Annotated in this window: 13 protein-coding genes; 9 read left to right on the top strand and 4 right to left on the bottom strand. The window is 51.9% G+C overall.

What is annotated here, in order from left to right; translation table 11 throughout:
• Positions 1-411: 411 nt before the first annotated feature.
• Together ampG and J4613_RS12175 are read right to left on the bottom strand one after the other, a co-directional pair.
• Positions 412-1887 (bottom strand): muropeptide MFS transporter AmpG, encoded by a 1476-nt coding sequence (gene ampG, locus J4613_RS12180; protein ID WP_000098479.1) that lies wholly within the window; start codon positions 1885-1887, stop codon positions 412-414.
• Positions 1888-1930: 43 nt separating this feature from the next.
• Positions 1931-2509: a lipoprotein gene (locus J4613_RS12175; protein WP_001537832.1), complete on the bottom strand. Its 579-nt coding sequence runs from the start codon at positions 2507-2509 to the stop codon at positions 1931-1933.
• A 303-nt stretch (positions 2510-2812) separates the two neighbouring features.
• Between J4613_RS12175 and bolA the strand changes: the two genes are divergently transcribed.
• The 9 genes from bolA (at position 2813) to fadM (ending at position 13377) form a co-directional block, all read left to right on the top strand.
• Complete coding sequence (gene bolA / locus J4613_RS12170) at positions 2813-3130, top strand: transcriptional regulator BolA (RefSeq protein ID WP_000973433.1); 318 nt, start codon at positions 2813-2815, stop codon at positions 3128-3130.
• A gap of 346 nt (positions 3131-3476) precedes the next feature.
• Complete coding sequence (gene tig / locus J4613_RS12165) at positions 3477-4775, top strand: trigger factor (protein WP_001198403.1); 1299 nt, start codon at positions 3477-3479, stop codon at positions 4773-4775.
• Positions 4776-5021: 246 nt separating this feature from the next.
• Positions 5022-5645 (top strand): ATP-dependent Clp endopeptidase proteolytic subunit ClpP, encoded by a 624-nt coding sequence (clpP, locus tag J4613_RS12160; RefSeq protein WP_000122257.1) that lies wholly within the window; start codon positions 5022-5024, stop codon positions 5643-5645.
• A 251-nt stretch (positions 5646-5896) separates the two neighbouring features.
• Positions 5897-7168 carry an ATP-dependent protease ATP-binding subunit ClpX gene (clpX, locus tag J4613_RS12155; RefSeq protein ID WP_000130314.1) on the top strand — a complete coding sequence of 424 codons (1272 nt, stop codon included), beginning with the start codon at positions 5897-5899 and terminating at the stop codon, positions 7166-7168.
• A 185-nt stretch (positions 7169-7353) separates the two neighbouring features.
• Positions 7354-9708: an endopeptidase La gene (lon, locus tag J4613_RS12150; protein WP_001067723.1), complete on the top strand. Its 2355-nt coding sequence runs from the start codon at positions 7354-7356 to the stop codon at positions 9706-9708.
• A gap of 190 nt (positions 9709-9898) precedes the next feature.
• Positions 9899-10189: a nucleoid-associated protein HU-beta gene (gene hupB / locus J4613_RS12145; protein ID WP_254888479.1), complete on the top strand. Its 291-nt coding sequence runs from the start codon at positions 9899-9901 to the stop codon at positions 10187-10189.
• 290 nt (positions 10190-10479) lie between these two features.
• The gene (gene ppiD, locus J4613_RS12140) at positions 10480-12351 is read left to right on the top strand and encodes a peptidylprolyl isomerase (protein ID WP_000969432.1); all 1872 of its coding nucleotides are present in this window, start codon (positions 10480-10482) and stop codon (positions 12349-12351) included.
• A 149-nt stretch (positions 12352-12500) separates the two neighbouring features.
• A complete protein-coding gene (locus tag J4613_RS12135) occupies positions 12501-12875 on the top strand; it encodes a helix-hairpin-helix domain-containing protein (RefSeq protein WP_000680322.1) in 375 nt (124 codons plus the stop codon).
• A gap of 103 nt (positions 12876-12978) precedes the next feature.
• The gene (gene fadM, locus J4613_RS12130) at positions 12979-13377 is read left to right on the top strand and encodes a long-chain acyl-CoA thioesterase FadM (RefSeq protein ID WP_001194543.1); all 399 of its coding nucleotides are present in this window, start codon (positions 12979-12981) and stop codon (positions 13375-13377) included.
• A 105-nt stretch (positions 13378-13482) separates the two neighbouring features.
• On the opposite strand, the gene queC is transcribed toward fadM, so the two are convergent.
• Together queC and J4613_RS12120 are read right to left on the bottom strand one after the other, a co-directional pair.
• Positions 13483-14178 (bottom strand): 7-cyano-7-deazaguanine synthase QueC, encoded by a 696-nt coding sequence (gene queC, locus J4613_RS12125; RefSeq protein WP_000817210.1) that lies wholly within the window; start codon positions 14176-14178, stop codon positions 13483-13485.
• A 64-nt stretch (positions 14179-14242) separates the two neighbouring features.
• Entirely contained in the window at positions 14243-15943 is a 1701-nt protein-coding gene (locus tag J4613_RS12120) for an SgrR family transcriptional regulator (RefSeq protein WP_001238164.1), read from the bottom strand.
• Positions 15944-15984 lie beyond the last annotated feature (41 nt).

Below are 15984 nucleotides of genomic sequence, written 5' to 3'. Positions count from 1 at the left end.
GTAGGGGCATTTTACGGTAAGGTTACATTACTGTAAACATGATTGGTTCTGTGTTACCAAGTTCTGCCGCGCATGTCACATATGTTGCCAAGTATGTCGAAATAACTTTAAGACACTGTTGAAACTTTGCGTTATAACGGATGAGGTCTGTAAGTGGGATGTTGAGGGATAATTGGTATAACCAATGTAAAAATAAAACAATTACTTAACAATTTATTATCAATAAAAGGACAATCAACGGCAGAAATTTAAATTTAATCGGCTGAATCGTGTAAAGAAAATAGGTAGCGTAGAAATTACCAATAATTTCCAAAATTCTGTTGCGCACAAAAAGACAAATATATTTTTTATCAATTGATGGTTATTTAGCCGTTATAATTCCGGGTCGTTATTACAACGGCAAATAATGTTTTAGAGCAGGCGTGTTTTTCGTAGTGCCAGGTAGTCCAGCAACCCGCCAAAGACAATGCCGCACACGGCAACCGCTACCGCAGTCTCAAGCAATCCGGACAGGAATGAGAAGTTAGTGTAATCCAACGCGTTCATGGTCAGCAGGAGTACCCATACCGCCAGCAAAGCGACGCCCGCGAGCAGGATTGAAAGCGCGAAATTGTAGGCGCCACGGTATTGCGTGCGGGGAATGAAACGCTCGCTCTGCCAGCTATATTCCAGCGTTTGCCGACAGACCAGCAACAGTAACAGCCCGGGAACGGCGGCAACAACCGAGAAGAGGTAGAATGTCGGCCAGCCGTGCGCTTCAACGAACCAGCCCGCTACAGGACCAACATAAACCCGGCCTACTGCGGAGAGGGCCGACAGTAGGGCAAACTGTGTTGCGGAAAACGACTTATTACATAGCGTCATTAATAAGGCGACAAAGGCGGCAGTACCCATCCCGCCGCACAGATTTTCGAAAAAGACCGCCGCGCCCATGCTGAACATGTTTTTATCGGTAATGGAGAGCAACCAGTAACCGGCGTTGGACGCGCCTTGCAAAATGCCGAAAATCAGCAGCGCGCGAAACAGCGAAAGACGCTGCATTAATATGCCGCCGTATAACGCGCCGACGATCGTCGCCAGCAGGCCCAGCGTTTTATTGACCACGCCGACTTCGCCGGCGTCAAAGCCGACGCCGCGAATCAAAAAGGTGGTGGTCAGGCTCATAGCGAAGGCATCACCCAGTTTATAAAGCACAATGAGCAGTAAAATCAGCCAGGCGTTATTACGGCCAAAGAAATCGCGTAGCGGCGCGACGACGGCCTGTTCCAGCGATTTCGGGGACGGGATAGTATCGGTCGGTTCCGGCGCCAGTAAGGTGGCGATAATGCAGGGGATCAGCAATGCCGCCATCAGCCAGTACATGCCCTGCCAGCCGAGCCAGCGATCGGCCAGCCATAGCGCCAGTCCGCCGGAAACCAGCATTCCCAACCGGTAGCCAAGCACGCTGATTGCCGCGCCAGCGCCGCGTTCTTCTGCGGGTAAAACATCGGTTTTCCAGGCGTCGAACACGATATCCTGCGAGGCGGAGCAAAAAGCAATCACCACCGCCAGCGCCGCCATCCAGCGTAGCTGCGTGCCGGGTTCAAGAAAGCCCATCGCCGCAATCGCCGCCAGTAACAACAGTTGGGTGGCGAGTAACCAACCGCGACGACGACCTAAAAAAGGCGGCGTGTAGCGGTCCATCAGCGGGGACCAGAGAAACTTAAACACATAGGCCTGACCAACCAGCGAGAAGAAGCCAATCGTTTTAAGATCGATATTCTCGACGGTCATCCACGCCTGTAGCGTACCGGAAGTGAGCGCCAGCGGGAGACCGGAGGCAAAACCCAATATCAGCAGAATGGCTGAGCGCGGTTGCTGGAAAATACGTAAATATTGACTTGACATAGGCATCTACAGACCCGGCTTCTGCCGGGTCTTGTTGTTGCTATTAACGGGCGTTTTGCTTGATAAAATCGTGAATACTGGTGTCCTGAGACATATCAGCAATGGTATCGGTCAGAACGCTGTTTACCGCGTCGGCAATATTCTGGTTAGAGGCCTGGAACGCCCCTTCAATAGAGTAGTTGGCGCGATAGTTTTTGGTCATCTTGCTGCCATTTGCCGCGGTCGCAATAATCGCGATATCCGCTTTGGTCGCGATGTTGTAGCGCACGCTGCCCTGGGAAACATCAGCATACAGTTGGTTAACAATAATCTGCAGATTAACCGCGCCGTTAGGCCCGATCATATAGCCCCGCGCCGTCATCTGTTTTTCCAGGACTTCTTGTAACAGGAAGCGTAAATCGCGGGAGGCGGTTAACGTTACCAGCTGGTTGTTACGCGTGACTTTCGCTAACGCCTGATCCTGGCGCTGGTCCGCGCCGGTAATGCTAACGGTGACGCCCATCAGGCTCGGGTCCTGCTGTGGCAAGGTGATCTTCGGCGCGACGTCAATGGTCGTCGGCGGTGTGGCGCATCCTGCCAGCATAAACAGAGCGACTAACGGAAAGAGAAGTTTTTTTAACATATTCAGGCTCTCAATGACGCTTAAAACGTGATAGGTAAAAATTCCCGCCATCATAACACCGCTAACGGCGAGGGGAAGTGGTCAACGCAGGTAAATTCGTCGTAATGTCCGATTTGGTATTGATAACGGCGCGAGCGGGGATTTTGAGCGCTAAAAGAATGATTAAGGCAGTAAACTTCATACGTTTGGCTGAAATAATCAGACGAAAGCTAAATTTTTGTTGTCATGCTGTAATGGAAACGGTAAAAGCGGCTAGTATTTAAAGGGATGGGTGACATCACAGCGTTGTCGGAGGAGATTTTCATGATGATACGTGAGCAAATAGAAGAAAAATTAAGGACAGCGTTCGACCCCGTGTTTCTCGAAGTTGTGGATGAAAGCTATCGTCACAATGTTCCTGCAGGATCGGAAAGCCATTTTAAGGTCGTGCTGGTGAGCGATCGCTTTACAGGCGAACGTTTTCTTAATCGTCATCGGATGATTTACGGTACGTTAACGGCGGAACTCTCCACAACCGTACATGCGCTGGCACTGCATACTTATACCCTCAAAGAGTGGGAAGGGTTGCAGGATACTATCTTCGCGTCGCCTCCTTGTCGCGGCGCGGGAAGCATCGCGTAGCAAAACGGATTTGCAACTACCTCCGCTTTTCCAGTATGTTGCTACAGAATTATGTGAAAACGGCCTGCGGGCCGTTTTGTTTTGTCTGAATTTTGAGCGTGTCGTACAGTATTCAGACAAAAATTAGCCGAGAATTGTGAAAACCGCCGCAGCATCGCACAATCACCGTTCTCGACTCACAAAAGTGATGCCGCTATAATGCGCCGTCTTATATATGAACGTCTTCGGGATGATTCTGACGACAGGGAATGTGATTGATTATGAGAACATCCCGGTTCCGCGAAGCAAATAGCACGTGCTTGCGGAGTAGAGTTGACCGAGCACTGTGATTTTTTGAGGTAACAAGATGCAAGTTTCAGTTGAAACCACTCAGGGCCTTGGCCGCCGTGTAACGATTACAATCGCTGCTGACAGCATCGAGACCGCTGTAAAAAGCGAGCTGGTCAACGTAGCGAAAAAAGTACGTATTGACGGCTTCCGTAAAGGCAAAGTACCGATGAATATCGTCGCTCAGCGTTATGGCGCTTCTGTTCGCCAGGACGTGCTGGGCGATCTGATGAGCCGCAACTTCGTTGACGCGATCATCAAAGAAAAAATTAACCCGGCAGGCGCGCCGAACTATGTTCCGGGCGAATACAAAGTGGGTGAAGACTTCACTTACTCCGTCGAGTTTGAAGTCTATCCGGAAGTTGAGCTGACCGGCCTCGAGTCCATCGAAGTTGAAAAACCGGTTGTTGAAGTCACCGACGCTGACGTTGATGTGATGCTGGACACCCTGCGTAAGCAGCAGGCGACCTGGAAAGAAAAAGACGGCGCTGCTGATGCGGAAGACCGCGTGACCATCGACTTCACCGGCTCTGTAGACGGCGAAGAGTTCGAAGGCGGCAAAGCGACCGATTTCGTTCTGGCGATGGGCCAGGGTCGTATGATTCCGGGCTTTGAAGACGGCGTTAAAGGCCACAAAGCTGGCGAAGAGTTCACTATCGATGTGACCTTCCCGGAAGAGTACCATGCTGAAAACCTGAAAGGTAAAGCGGCTAAGTTCGTTATCAACCTGAAGAAAGTTGAAGAACGCGAACTGCCGGAACTGACCGAAGAATTCATCAAACGTTTCGGCGTTGAAGATGGTTCCGTAGCCGGTCTGCGCGCTGAAGTACGTAAAAACATGGAACGCGAGCTGAAAGGCGCGGTGCGTAACCGCGTTAAGTCTCAGGCGATCGAAGGTCTGGTAAAAGCTAACGACATCGACGTACCGGCTGCGCTGATCGACAGCGAAATCGACGTTCTGCGTCGTCAGGCTGCGCAGCGTTTTGGTGGTAACGAGAAACAGGCTCTGGAGCTGCCGCGCGAACTGTTCGAAGAACAGGCTAAGCGTCGTGTAGTTGTCGGTCTGCTGCTCGGCGAAGTCATTCGTACCAACGAGCTGAAAGCGGACGAAGAACGCGTTAAAGGCCTGATCGAAGAGATGGCGTCTGCTTACGAAGATCCGAAAGAAGTAATTGAGTTCTACAGCAAAAATAAAGAGCTGATGGACAATATGCGTAACGTCGCTCTGGAAGAACAGGCTGTTGAAGCGGTTCTGGCAAAAGCGAAAGTGTCTGAAAAAGCCACTTCCTTCAATGAGCTGATGAACCAGCAGGCGTAATTTGTCGCGTTAAAAGCACGAAATTTGCACAAAAACCCGTCACCTTTCAGTGACGGGTTTTTTTTGTCACGCATTTTGCATGGTAAGGGTGCGAAAACCGCGTTTCAGTGTTAGCGTTAGAGCAAAAGATTGTTATGCTTGAATTATGGCGATGCCGTACCCATTACAGAGGGACTGGCTGATAATCCGTCCATCAGGTTACAATCAGTACAGCAGGTTTTTTCAATTTTTATCCAGGAGACGGAAATGTCATACAGCGGAGAACGAGATAATTTGGCCCCTCATATGGCGCTGGTGCCGATGGTCATTGAACAGACCTCACGCGGTGAGCGCTCTTTTGATATCTATTCTCGTCTACTTAAGGAACGCGTCATATTTCTGACCGGCCAGGTCGAAGACCATATGGCTAACCTGATCGTGGCGCAGATGCTGTTCCTGGAAGCGGAAAACCCGGAAAAAGATATCTATCTGTACATTAATTCTCCTGGCGGCGTAATTACTGCGGGGATGTCCATCTATGACACCATGCAGTTTATTAAGCCAGACGTCAGCACCATTTGTATGGGACAGGCGGCCTCTATGGGGGCGTTTCTGCTGACTGCCGGGGCGAAAGGCAAACGTTTCTGCTTGCCGAACTCTCGCGTCATGATCCACCAGCCGCTGGGCGGCTACCAGGGCCAGGCGACGGATATTGAAATTCACGCCCGCGAAATTTTGAAAGTAAAAGGGCGCATGAATGAACTTATGGCGCATCATACGGGTCAATCTCTTGAGCAGATTGAACGTGATACTGAGCGCGATCGCTTCCTCTCCGCGCCTGAAGCGGTAGAGTACGGTTTGGTTGACTCAATTTTGACCCATCGTAATTGATGCCCTGGACGCAAGTGTGCCGCTATACACTTCATCCTTCACGCTACCTCGGTGTTGGCTGTTAGCGCGCCTCCCAGTGACTTACTTATGTAAGCGCCTGCGGAGTCGCCGAGTTGCCGCCTTGATGTAGCTCGAATGATTTTGTGTATATACTAATGAAGGGCGGCACAACGCTGATTAGCGGCTTGCGCCTGAGAATGGCATTTGCGTCGTCGTGTGCGGCACAAAGAACAAAGAAGAGGTTTTGACTCATGACAGATAAACGCAAAGATGGCTCGGGCAAATTGTTGTACTGCTCTTTTTGCGGCAAAAGCCAGCATGAAGTGCGCAAGCTGATTGCCGGTCCATCCGTGTATATCTGCGACGAATGCGTCGATTTATGTAACGACATTATTCGCGAAGAAATTAAAGAAGTTGCTCCGCACCGTGAACGTAGTGCGCTGCCGACGCCGCATGAAATTCGTACCCACCTGGACGATTACGTTATCGGCCAGGAGCAGGCGAAAAAAGTGCTGGCGGTGGCGGTCTATAACCACTACAAGCGTCTGCGTAACGGCGATACCAGCAATGGCGTCGAGTTAGGTAAAAGCAACATTCTGCTGATTGGACCGACCGGTTCCGGTAAAACGCTGCTGGCGGAAACGCTGGCGCGCTTGCTGGATGTGCCGTTCACTATGGCGGATGCGACCACGCTAACCGAAGCGGGTTACGTTGGTGAAGACGTCGAGAATATCATTCAGAAACTGTTGCAGAAATGCGACTACGACGTGCAAAAAGCGCAGCGTGGGATTGTCTACATTGATGAAATCGATAAGATTTCGCGTAAATCAGACAATCCGTCCATTACCCGCGATGTTTCCGGCGAAGGCGTACAGCAGGCGTTGCTGAAACTGATCGAAGGCACCGTCGCCGCGGTTCCACCGCAGGGCGGTCGCAAACATCCGCAGCAGGAGTTCTTACAGGTAGATACCTCTAAGATTCTGTTTATCTGCGGCGGCGCGTTTGCCGGTCTGGATAAAGTGATCGCTAACCGTGTTGAAACCGGCTCCGGCATTGGTTTTGGCGCGACGGTGAAAGCGAAGTCCGACAAAGCCAGCGAAGGCGAGCTGTTGTCGCAGGTTGAACCGGAAGATTTGATCAAATTTGGTCTGATTCCTGAGTTTATCGGTCGTCTGCCAGTGGTAGCGACGCTGAATGAACTCAGCGAAGAAGCGCTGATTCAAATCCTGAAAGAGCCGAAAAATGCGCTGACCAAGCAGTATCAGGCGCTGTTTAACCTGGAAGGCGTCGATCTGGAATTCCGTGACGAAGCGCTGGACGCTATCGCCAGGAAAGCAATGGCGCGTAAAACCGGCGCCCGTGGCCTGCGTTCTATCGTCGAAGCGGCGCTGCTGGATACCATGTACGATTTGCCATCTATGGAAGACGTCGAAAAAGTGGTGATCGACGAGTCCGTTATTGCCGGTCAGAGTAAGCCGTTGCTGATTTACGGCAAACCGGAAGCGCAGGCTTCTGGCGAATAATTAAACATTCATACAATCAGTTAGCCAAAAAAGGGGGGATTTTATCTCCCCTTTCGTTTTTCCTGTAAACACGCCGTTGAATGTGTGGGAAACATCCCCATATACTGACGTACATGTTATAGGTGGTATGGAGCACAGCTATACTATCTGATTACCTGGCGGACACTAAACTAAGAGAGAGCTCTATGAATCCTGAGCGTTCTGAACGCATTGAAATCCCCGTATTGCCCTTGCGCGATGTGGTGGTTTATCCGCACATGGTCATACCCTTATTTGTAGGGCGGGAAAAATCTATCCGTTGTCTGGAAGCGGCTATGGACCATGATAAAAAAATCATGCTGGTCGCCCAGAAGGAAGCATCGACGGATGAGCCGGGTGTAAACGATCTTTTCACCGTCGGGACCGTGGCCTCTATTTTGCAGATGCTGAAACTGCCTGACGGCACCGTAAAAGTGCTGGTCGAGGGGTTACAGCGCGCGCGTATTTCCGCGCTGTCTGACAACGGCGAACATTTCTCCGCGAAGGCGGAGTACCTTGATTCGCCAGCCATTGATGAGCGTGAACAAGAAGTGCTGGTGCGTACCGCTATCAGCCAGTTCGAAGGCTACATCAAGCTGAACAAAAAAATTCCGCCGGAAGTGCTGACGTCACTCAATAGCATTGACGACCCTGCACGTCTGGCTGACACCATCGCCGCGCATATGCCGCTGAAACTGGCGGATAAACAGTCCGTACTGGAGATGTCCGACGTTAACGAACGTCTGGAATATCTGATGGCGATGATGGAATCTGAAATCGATCTGCTGCAGGTTGAGAAACGCATTCGCAACCGCGTGAAAAAGCAGATGGAGAAATCCCAGCGCGAGTACTATCTGAACGAGCAAATGAAAGCGATTCAGAAAGAGCTTGGCGAGATGGACGACGCGCCGGACGAAAACGAAGCGCTGAAGCGTAAGATCGACGCGGCGAAAATGCCGAAAGAGGCGAAAGAGAAAGCGGAAGCGGAACTGCAGAAGCTGAAAATGATGTCTCCGATGTCGGCGGAAGCGACCGTGGTGCGCGGCTACATCGACTGGATGGTGCAGGTGCCGTGGAATGCGCGTAGCAAGGTCAAAAAAGACCTGCGTCAGGCGCAGGAAATCCTCGATACTGACCATTATGGTCTGGAGCGCGTGAAAGACCGCATCCTTGAGTATCTCGCGGTTCAAAGCCGTGTAAATAAAATCAAGGGGCCGATCCTGTGTCTGGTGGGGCCGCCGGGGGTAGGTAAAACCTCGTTGGGCCAGTCCATCGCTAAAGCAACAGGGCGTAAATACATCCGTATGGCGCTGGGCGGCGTGCGTGATGAAGCGGAAATCCGCGGTCATCGCCGGACTTACATTGGCTCTATGCCGGGTAAACTGATCCAAAAAATGGCCAAAGTGGGGGTTAAAAACCCACTGTTCCTGCTCGATGAGATCGACAAAATGTCTTCTGACATGCGCGGCGATCCGGCTTCCGCACTGCTGGAAGTGCTGGATCCGGAGCAGAACGTGGCGTTCAGCGATCATTACCTGGAAGTGGATTACGATCTCAGCGATGTGATGTTCGTCGCCACTTCCAACTCCATGAACATTCCGGCGCCGCTGCTGGATCGTATGGAAGTGATCCGTCTGTCCGGTTATACCGAAGACGAGAAGCTGAATATTGCTAAACGTCACCTGCTGCCGAAGCAGATCGAGCGTAACGCGCTGAAGAAAGGCGAACTGACGGTCGACGATAGCGCGATTATCGGTATTATCCGCTATTACACGCGTGAAGCGGGCGTTCGTAGTCTGGAGCGTGAAATCTCCAAACTGTGCCGCAAAGCGGTTAAACAACTGTTGCTCGATAAGTCGTTAAAACATATCGAAATTAACGGTGATAATCTGCACGACTACCTCGGTGTGCAGCGCTTTGACTATGGCCGCGCGGATAGCGAAAACCGCGTAGGTCAGGTGACGGGCCTGGCGTGGACGGAAGTGGGCGGCGATCTGTTGACCATCGAAACCGCCTGCGTCCCGGGCAAAGGCAAGTTGACCTACACCGGCTCGCTCGGTGAAGTGATGCAGGAATCCATTCAGGCGGCGCTGACCGTGGTGCGTGCGCGCGCGGAAAAACTGGGTATTAATCCGGACTTTTACGAAAAACGCGATATCCACGTTCACGTGCCGGAAGGCGCAACGCCGAAAGACGGTCCAAGCGCCGGTATCGCGATGTGTACCGCGCTGGTTTCCTGCCTGACCGGTAATCCGGTGCGCGCAGATGTGGCAATGACCGGTGAGATCACGCTGCGTGGTCAGGTGTTGCCGATCGGCGGCCTGAAAGAAAAACTGTTGGCGGCGCATCGCGGCGGGATTAAAACGGTCTTAATTCCGTTCGAAAATAAACGTGACCTGGAGGAAATTCCGGACAACGTGATTGCCGATCTGGATATTCATCCTGTGAAGCGCATTGAGGAAGTTCTGACGCTTGCTCTGCAAAACGAACCGTCTGGAATGCAGGTTGTAACCGCAAAATAGTGACCTCGCGCAAATAGCGCTAATAAAAACAGGGCTGGCAGGCTATTTCGGACTTGCCAGCCTTTTTTTGTATAGCTAATTTAGATGGTTGATTGGGTCTGCCACCATTAACGGGTGTTGTAAGGGCGTGGCAGGCCTGATATAACTGCTGCGCGGTCGTACTTCGAAGGATTCAGGTGCGATATAAATTATAAAGAGGAAGAGAAGAGTGAATAAATCTCAACTGATCGAAAAAATTGCTGCAGGGGCTGATATCTCTAAGGCTGCGGCTGGACGTGCGTTAGATGCGATTATTGCTTCTGTTACCGAATCTCTGAAAGAAGGGGATGACGTTGCACTGGTAGGCTTTGGTACTTTTGCTGTTAAAGAGCGTGCTGCCCGTACTGGTCGCAACCCGCAAACAGGTAAAGAGATCACCATCGCCGCTGCCAAAGTGCCGAGTTTCCGTGCAGGTAAAGCGCTGAAAGACGCGGTAAACTAAGCGTGATCCCCTCGGGGGATGTGACAAAGTACAAGGGCGCATCAACTGATGTGCCTTTTTTATTGGCGATTCGGGACTTTCTGTGCGTTGCGGGCTGACAATTGCCCTCGTTTCTTGTCACAATAGGCTTTTGTGCGCCGCGTTCAGAAAATGCGATGCGCGTGAAGTCTCTATACGCAAATCATTCAGGTTGCGTCGACGCGGCTACTGAGCGAATCACTCAGTAGCCAGCAGAGAAGCCGCCTGAAAGATAAAGTGTAAAGTCACCTACAGCGGAGTGTGGTTACACCATGATGGACAGCTTACGCACGGCTGCAAACAGTCTCGTGCTCAAGATTATTTTCGTTATCATTATCGTGTCGTTCATTTTGACCGGCGTTAGTGGTTACCTGATTGGCGGAAGCAATAACTACGCCGCAAAAGTGAATGGCCAGGAAATCAGCCGGGCACAGTTTGAGAATGCGTTTAATAACGAACGTAACCGTATGCAGCAGCAGTTGGGCGACAGGTATTCTGAACTGGCGGCCAACGAAGGTTATATGAAAAGCCTGCGCCAGCAGGTGCTGAATCGTCTGATAGATGAAGCGCTGTTGGATCAATATTCCCGCGAACTGAAACTGGGCATCAGCGATGAGCAGGTAAAGCAGGCGATTTTCGCCACTCCCGCTTTTCAGGTGGACGGTAAGTTTGACAACAACCGCTATAACGCGATTGTGAATCAGATGGGAATGACGGCCGATCAGTATGCTCAGGCGCTGCGTAACCAGCTTACCACTCAGCAACTGATCAACGGCGTGGCCGGTACTGATTTTATGCTGAAAGGGGAAACCGACGAACTGGCGGCATTAGTCTCTCAACAGCGCGTGGTGCGTGAAGCCGTTATTGATGTCAACGCGCTGGCGGCGAAGCAGCAGGTGACCGATCAGGAAGTGTCCAGCTACTACGATCAGAATAAAGTCCGCTTTATGACGCCGGAACAGTTCCGCGTAAGCTATATCAAGCTGGATGCCGCGACGATGCAGGCACCGGTCAGCGATGCGGATATTCAGGCCTATTATGACCAGCATGTAGATCAGTTTACTCAGCCGGAGCGTATTCGTTACAGCATTATTCAGACCAAAACGGAAGATGATGCGAAAGCGGTACTGGATGCGCTGAACAAGGGCGAAGATTTCGCCACGCTGGCGAAAGAGAAATCTACCGATATCATCTCTGCGCGTAATGGCGGCGATATGGGCTGGCTGGAAGAGTCTGCCACGGTGCCGGAACTGAAAAACGCCGGATTAAAAGAAAAAGGCCAGATATCTGGCGTGATTAAGTCGTCTGTCGGTTTTCTGGTGGCGCGTCTGGATGATATTCAGCCTGCCAAAGTGAAACCGTTAAGCGAGGTTCGCGACGACATTGCCGCGAAAGTGAAACAGGAAAAAGCGCTGGATGCTTACTATGCGTTGCAGCAGAAAGTGAGCGATGCGGCAAGCAACGACAATGAGTCGTTAGCAGGCGCTGAACAGGTCGCTGGCGTAAAAGCCGTTGAAACCGGCTGGTTTAGTCATGACACCTTACCGGAAGAGCTGAACTTCAAACCGGTAGCCGATGCTATCTTTAATGGCGGCCTGGTAGGCGAAAACGGTACGCCGGGGCCGAATTCAGACATTATCACCGTAGATGGCGACCGGGCTTTTGTTGTGCGCGTGAGCGAACATAAACCTGAAGCCGTGAAGCCGTTGGCAGAAGTGAAGGAACAGGTCACTGCCCTGGTGAAGCATAACAAAGCGGAACAACAGGCGAAGCTGGATGCGGAAAAACTGCTGGTCGAGCTGAAAGCGGGCAAAGGCGCGGAAGCGATGAAAGCGGCGGGGCTGAGTTTTGGCGAGCCTAAAACGTTAAGTCGTACCAGTCAGGATCCGGTGAGTCAGGCGGCCTTTGCGTTAAGCCTTCCGACGAAAGATAAGCCAGTTTATGGCGTGGCGAACGATATGCAGGGTAACGTCGTTCTGCTGGCGTTTGACGAGGTGAAAGCGGGCGCCATGCCGGAAGCGCAGAAAAAAGCGATGGTGCAGGGCATCACGCAAAACAATGCGCAAATTGTCTTTGAGGCGCTGATGAGCAATCTGCGTAAAGAGGCGAAAATCAAAATCGGCGACGCTCTGGAACAGCAGTAATCGTCGAGGCGCTTCGCAAAAAATTGCAAAACGTTGTATCCCACAAAGGCCGCTTTCGCGGCCTTTTCCATTTCTGAGAATTGCCGTTTGTTCGTTTTTCTCCGCCCCGCTATCGTGGCTGCACTGTTAACAAACAAGGAGAAAACAGTATGAAACACGGAATTAAAGCACTGCTTATTACGCTTTCTTTAACCTGCGCGGGCATGGCCCATAGCGCGCTGGCGGCGACGCCTGTCGCAAAAAATGCAGCGGTGGAAACAAAAGCGGATACGCCTTCTTCATCCTCCGCCAAAGCGGCATTACCTGCTAAAGCCAGCGATGATGAAGGTACCAGGGTGAGCATTAATACCGCGTCTGCGGAGGATCTGGCGCGGGTGATGAACGGCGTTGGGCTGAAAAAAGCGCAGGCTATTGTGAGCTATCGGGAGGAGTATGGTCCTTTTAAAACGGTGGATGATTTAAAGCAGGTGCCGGGAATGGGAAGCGCGCTGGTGGAGCGTAATCTGGCAGTTTTAACATTGTAATCACTTGCACAGTGGCCAAAATTTGCCAGACTGTAGAGGTCATACCAGTTATGACCTCTGTACTTGTCGTTTACTTATAACAACAACGTAAGGTTATTGCGCTATGCAAACACAAATCAAAGTTCGTGGATATCATCTTGATGTTTATCAACATGTTAATAATGCCCGCTATCTGGAGTTTCTGGAAGAGGCCCGTTGGGATGGTCTGGAAAACAGCGACAGCTTTCAGTGGATGACGGCCCGCAATATTGCCTTTGTGGTGGTAAACATCAATATAAATTACCGTCGTCCGGCGGTATTGAGCGATCTACTGACCGTGACCAGCCAGGTACAACAGCTTAACGGTAAAAGCGGCGTATTAAGCCAGACGATTACGCTGGAGCCAGAAGGGCAGGTGGTGGCCGATGCGCTCATCACGTTTGTTTGTATTGATTTAAAAACGCAAAAAGCGCTGCCGCTGGAAGGCGAATTGCGTGAAAAGCTGGAACAGATGGTGCAATAACGCTTCGCAGTCTGATGGCGTTGAACTTGTCCGGCCTGGCGATATTGACCATGGTGAATATCGCCAGGCCGGATAAGGTGCATGCGCCGCCATCCGGCAAAACAATCACCTTAACCCGGTTTTTTGCTTCATTGCCGCCATCACCGCCGCTTTATTCGACAGATAATGATTCAGGCCGTTAGCGCGCAGATTACAGGCCGCGCAATGACCACAGCCATCGCCTTTAATGCCGTTATAGCAGGTCAGCGTCTCTTCGCGAACCAAATCCAGTTGGCCCCAATAATCGGCCAGCGCCCAGGTTTCAGCTTTATCAATCCACATTAAGGGCGTTTCGAAACGGATATCTTTCGCCATGCCCAGATTCACCGCGTGATTCAGCGCTTTGACGAACTCATCGCGACAGTCTGGATAGCCGGAAAAATCGGTCTCGCAAACGCCAGTGATCACCGCTTCGGCTTTGACCTGATAAGCGTAAATCGCCGCCAGCGTCAGAAAGAGAATATTGCGTCCCGGTACGAAAGTATTGGGGATACCGTCAGCGTTCGGTTCATAGTCCGGCACCGGAATGCTATCCCGCGTCAGGCTACTGACCGCCAGTTCGTTCAGTAAAGTGACATCCAGCACTTTATGCGCGCGTGCGCCAAGTTTTAACGCCAGATCGCGCGCGACATCAATCTCTGCGCGGTGGCGCTGACCATAATCAAACGTGACACAATGCACTTCATCATACTGATGCCGCGCTTGCGCCAGACAAGTGGTGGAGTCCTGACCTCCACTAAATACAACAACGGCGCGTTTCATAGTTATCCTGATCAATGACGAAAGCCAATATGGTAACGCGTACGGATAATCCCGACCAGCTTCTTCACGGCGAAGGCGGCGGAAGCCAGGCTTCGCTAAATTCAAACCAGCCGCGAGGGGTGAGCCGAACGCCGTTAACGCCCGGAGGGGCGCTGATGCGATAGTGATAATTAAACAGCGGCGTAAGTGTGGCATCATCCATCAGGTTGGCAAAAACTTGTTGTAGCGCGGCGCGGCGATCTTTTTCATTGGGCTGAATTTGCAGAGCGTCAAGCGTAGCCTGCAGATGGGAAAACGCAGGCGCGTCCAGGACATGCGGCCAGATCTGATCGCAACGTAGCCACTGCTCCAGCGTATATTCCGGCGCTTCGCCGATCAGCCTGTCGCCCATCATCAGATCCGCTTGCGTCAACGCAGGGCAGTTATCCCAGTTTTTGGCATTATGAAAAATCAACGTTAACTCACAGCCGAGCGTCGCCAGGTAATGTCGAAGCTGTTCCGCCATCGTATGCAGCTCTACGGGAAGGTGATACGCCAGGGTAAGTTTTTTCGGCAATGGCGTTTCATCAACGTCCTGCCATTGCGGGATTGTCCAGCCGGGTAGCAGCCCCTGACTTGGCATAATCAAGTTCTCATCTACCGGTAAGGTTTTCAGCAGCGAAGTATGATGGATAATATGTATCAGACGCCGCGCCTGCTGTACGTTGAGCCGTGAGCCCTTTTTGAGGGTTAAATAACAAAAGCCAAGACTGATACCACTACTTACCTGACTCAGCGTCGCCAGCTCTTCCGGTTTGCCGATGGCAATCTGCACCGGATGGCGGCAACTGGTGCCCAGATCCTGGGCAAACAGTTGCGGGGTGATCCAGAATTCAATCGCTTTCAGCAGCGGATGGCTGAGGTGATAATGGTCATGACTTTCCAGACGCACCAGTTCCGGCGTGAACAACGCCAGGCGAAAAGGACCGGTGCCGATAAGCGGCAGGTCAGGATGCGCCAGACCGCTACAATAGCTCGCCAGACGATGCGCCAGCCAGTAATCAGGTCGGTGAAGGAGAAAGGTCAGGCACTGAGGATGCGTTACTTCGATCCGTGCGACGCTAATAAACAATTTGCTTAGCGCCGGTAGGGTAAGCAGCCTTTCCAGGCGTTCGTGTAGCTGCGCGGTATCCACCGCATCGCCATTATGCCAGTGCAGCGTGGAGCGAATATAAAAATCCCAGCGTAAACCGTCGGCGGAAACCTCCCAGTGATGCGCCAAATCCCCGCAAGGATATTGACTGTCGCGGTCGAAGCGCGTTAACCCGGAAAAAACTTGCCCTGCGAGATGCTGTTCCGCGCGGCCTGGCAGGAAACCCGGCTGCAGCGGATCAAGCGGACGATAGTAGGGAATACGCAATGTCGGCGTATCGTTTTGCCATTGGCCGCCCATAAAAGGCTGGAGCATCGCCCGTAACTCGCCCGGCGCCAGCTGCGCCAGTTCCAGTACGTTGAGCTGCTGCCCTTTTTCCAGCGCCTGTTCCATCATGGCGGTGCGGAGCGATTCCGGCGTGACCAGAAACTGGAGCCGTCCACGTTTCCCGCGCCCGGACTGCGCCTCCCATCTTAGCCAACCCGCCTGCTGGGCCTGACGCAGCAGCGTTCGCAGATGGCGCTCGCTACAAAAACAGCGTTCGGCCAGTTCGCTAACGGTGACATGTTGCGTTTCCCCGGCGGAAGGCTGCCAGAGGCGTTGATATTGATTAAGCCGATTCAGTAGCCTCATAGAAACCCGGAACACTTCCTTTTATCTGTTCACTATTACTT

It is taken from the genome of Salmonella sp. 32020114201800008SM (assembly GCF_017572025.1).
GTDB classification, from domain to species: domain Bacteria; phylum Pseudomonadota; class Gammaproteobacteria; order Enterobacterales; family Enterobacteriaceae; genus Salmonella; species Salmonella enterica.
Note: the sequence above shows the minus strand (reverse complement) of the source record. Positions and strands in the feature narration are given on the sequence as shown.

Coding starts and splice junctions, on each gene's coding strand:
- ampG (WP_000098479.1), bottom strand. CDS start 1,887: ATGTCAAGTCAATATTTACGTATTTTCCAGCAACCGCGCTCAGCCATT.
- J4613_RS12175 (WP_001537832.1), bottom strand. CDS start 2,509: ATGTTAAAAAAACTTCTCTTTCCGTTAGTCGCTCTGTTTATGCTGGCA.
- bolA (WP_000973433.1), top strand. CDS start 2,813: ATGATGATACGTGAGCAAATAGAAGAAAAATTAAGGACAGCGTTCGAC.
- tig (WP_001198403.1), top strand. CDS start 3,477: ATGCAAGTTTCAGTTGAAACCACTCAGGGCCTTGGCCGCCGTGTAACG.
- clpP (WP_000122257.1), top strand. CDS start 5,022: ATGTCATACAGCGGAGAACGAGATAATTTGGCCCCTCATATGGCGCTG.
- clpX (WP_000130314.1), top strand. CDS start 5,897: ATGACAGATAAACGCAAAGATGGCTCGGGCAAATTGTTGTACTGCTCT.
- lon (WP_001067723.1), top strand. CDS start 7,354: ATGAATCCTGAGCGTTCTGAACGCATTGAAATCCCCGTATTGCCCTTG.
- ppiD (WP_000969432.1), top strand. CDS start 10,480: ATGATGGACAGCTTACGCACGGCTGCAAACAGTCTCGTGCTCAAGATT.
- J4613_RS12135 (WP_000680322.1), top strand. CDS start 12,501: ATGAAACACGGAATTAAAGCACTGCTTATTACGCTTTCTTTAACCTGC.
- fadM (WP_001194543.1), top strand. CDS start 12,979: ATGCAAACACAAATCAAAGTTCGTGGATATCATCTTGATGTTTATCAA.
- queC (WP_000817210.1), bottom strand. CDS start 14,178: ATGAAACGCGCCGTTGTTGTATTTAGTGGAGGTCAGGACTCCACCACT.
- J4613_RS12120 (WP_001238164.1), bottom strand. CDS start 15,943: ATGAGGCTACTGAATCGGCTTAATCAATATCAACGCCTCTGGCAGCCT.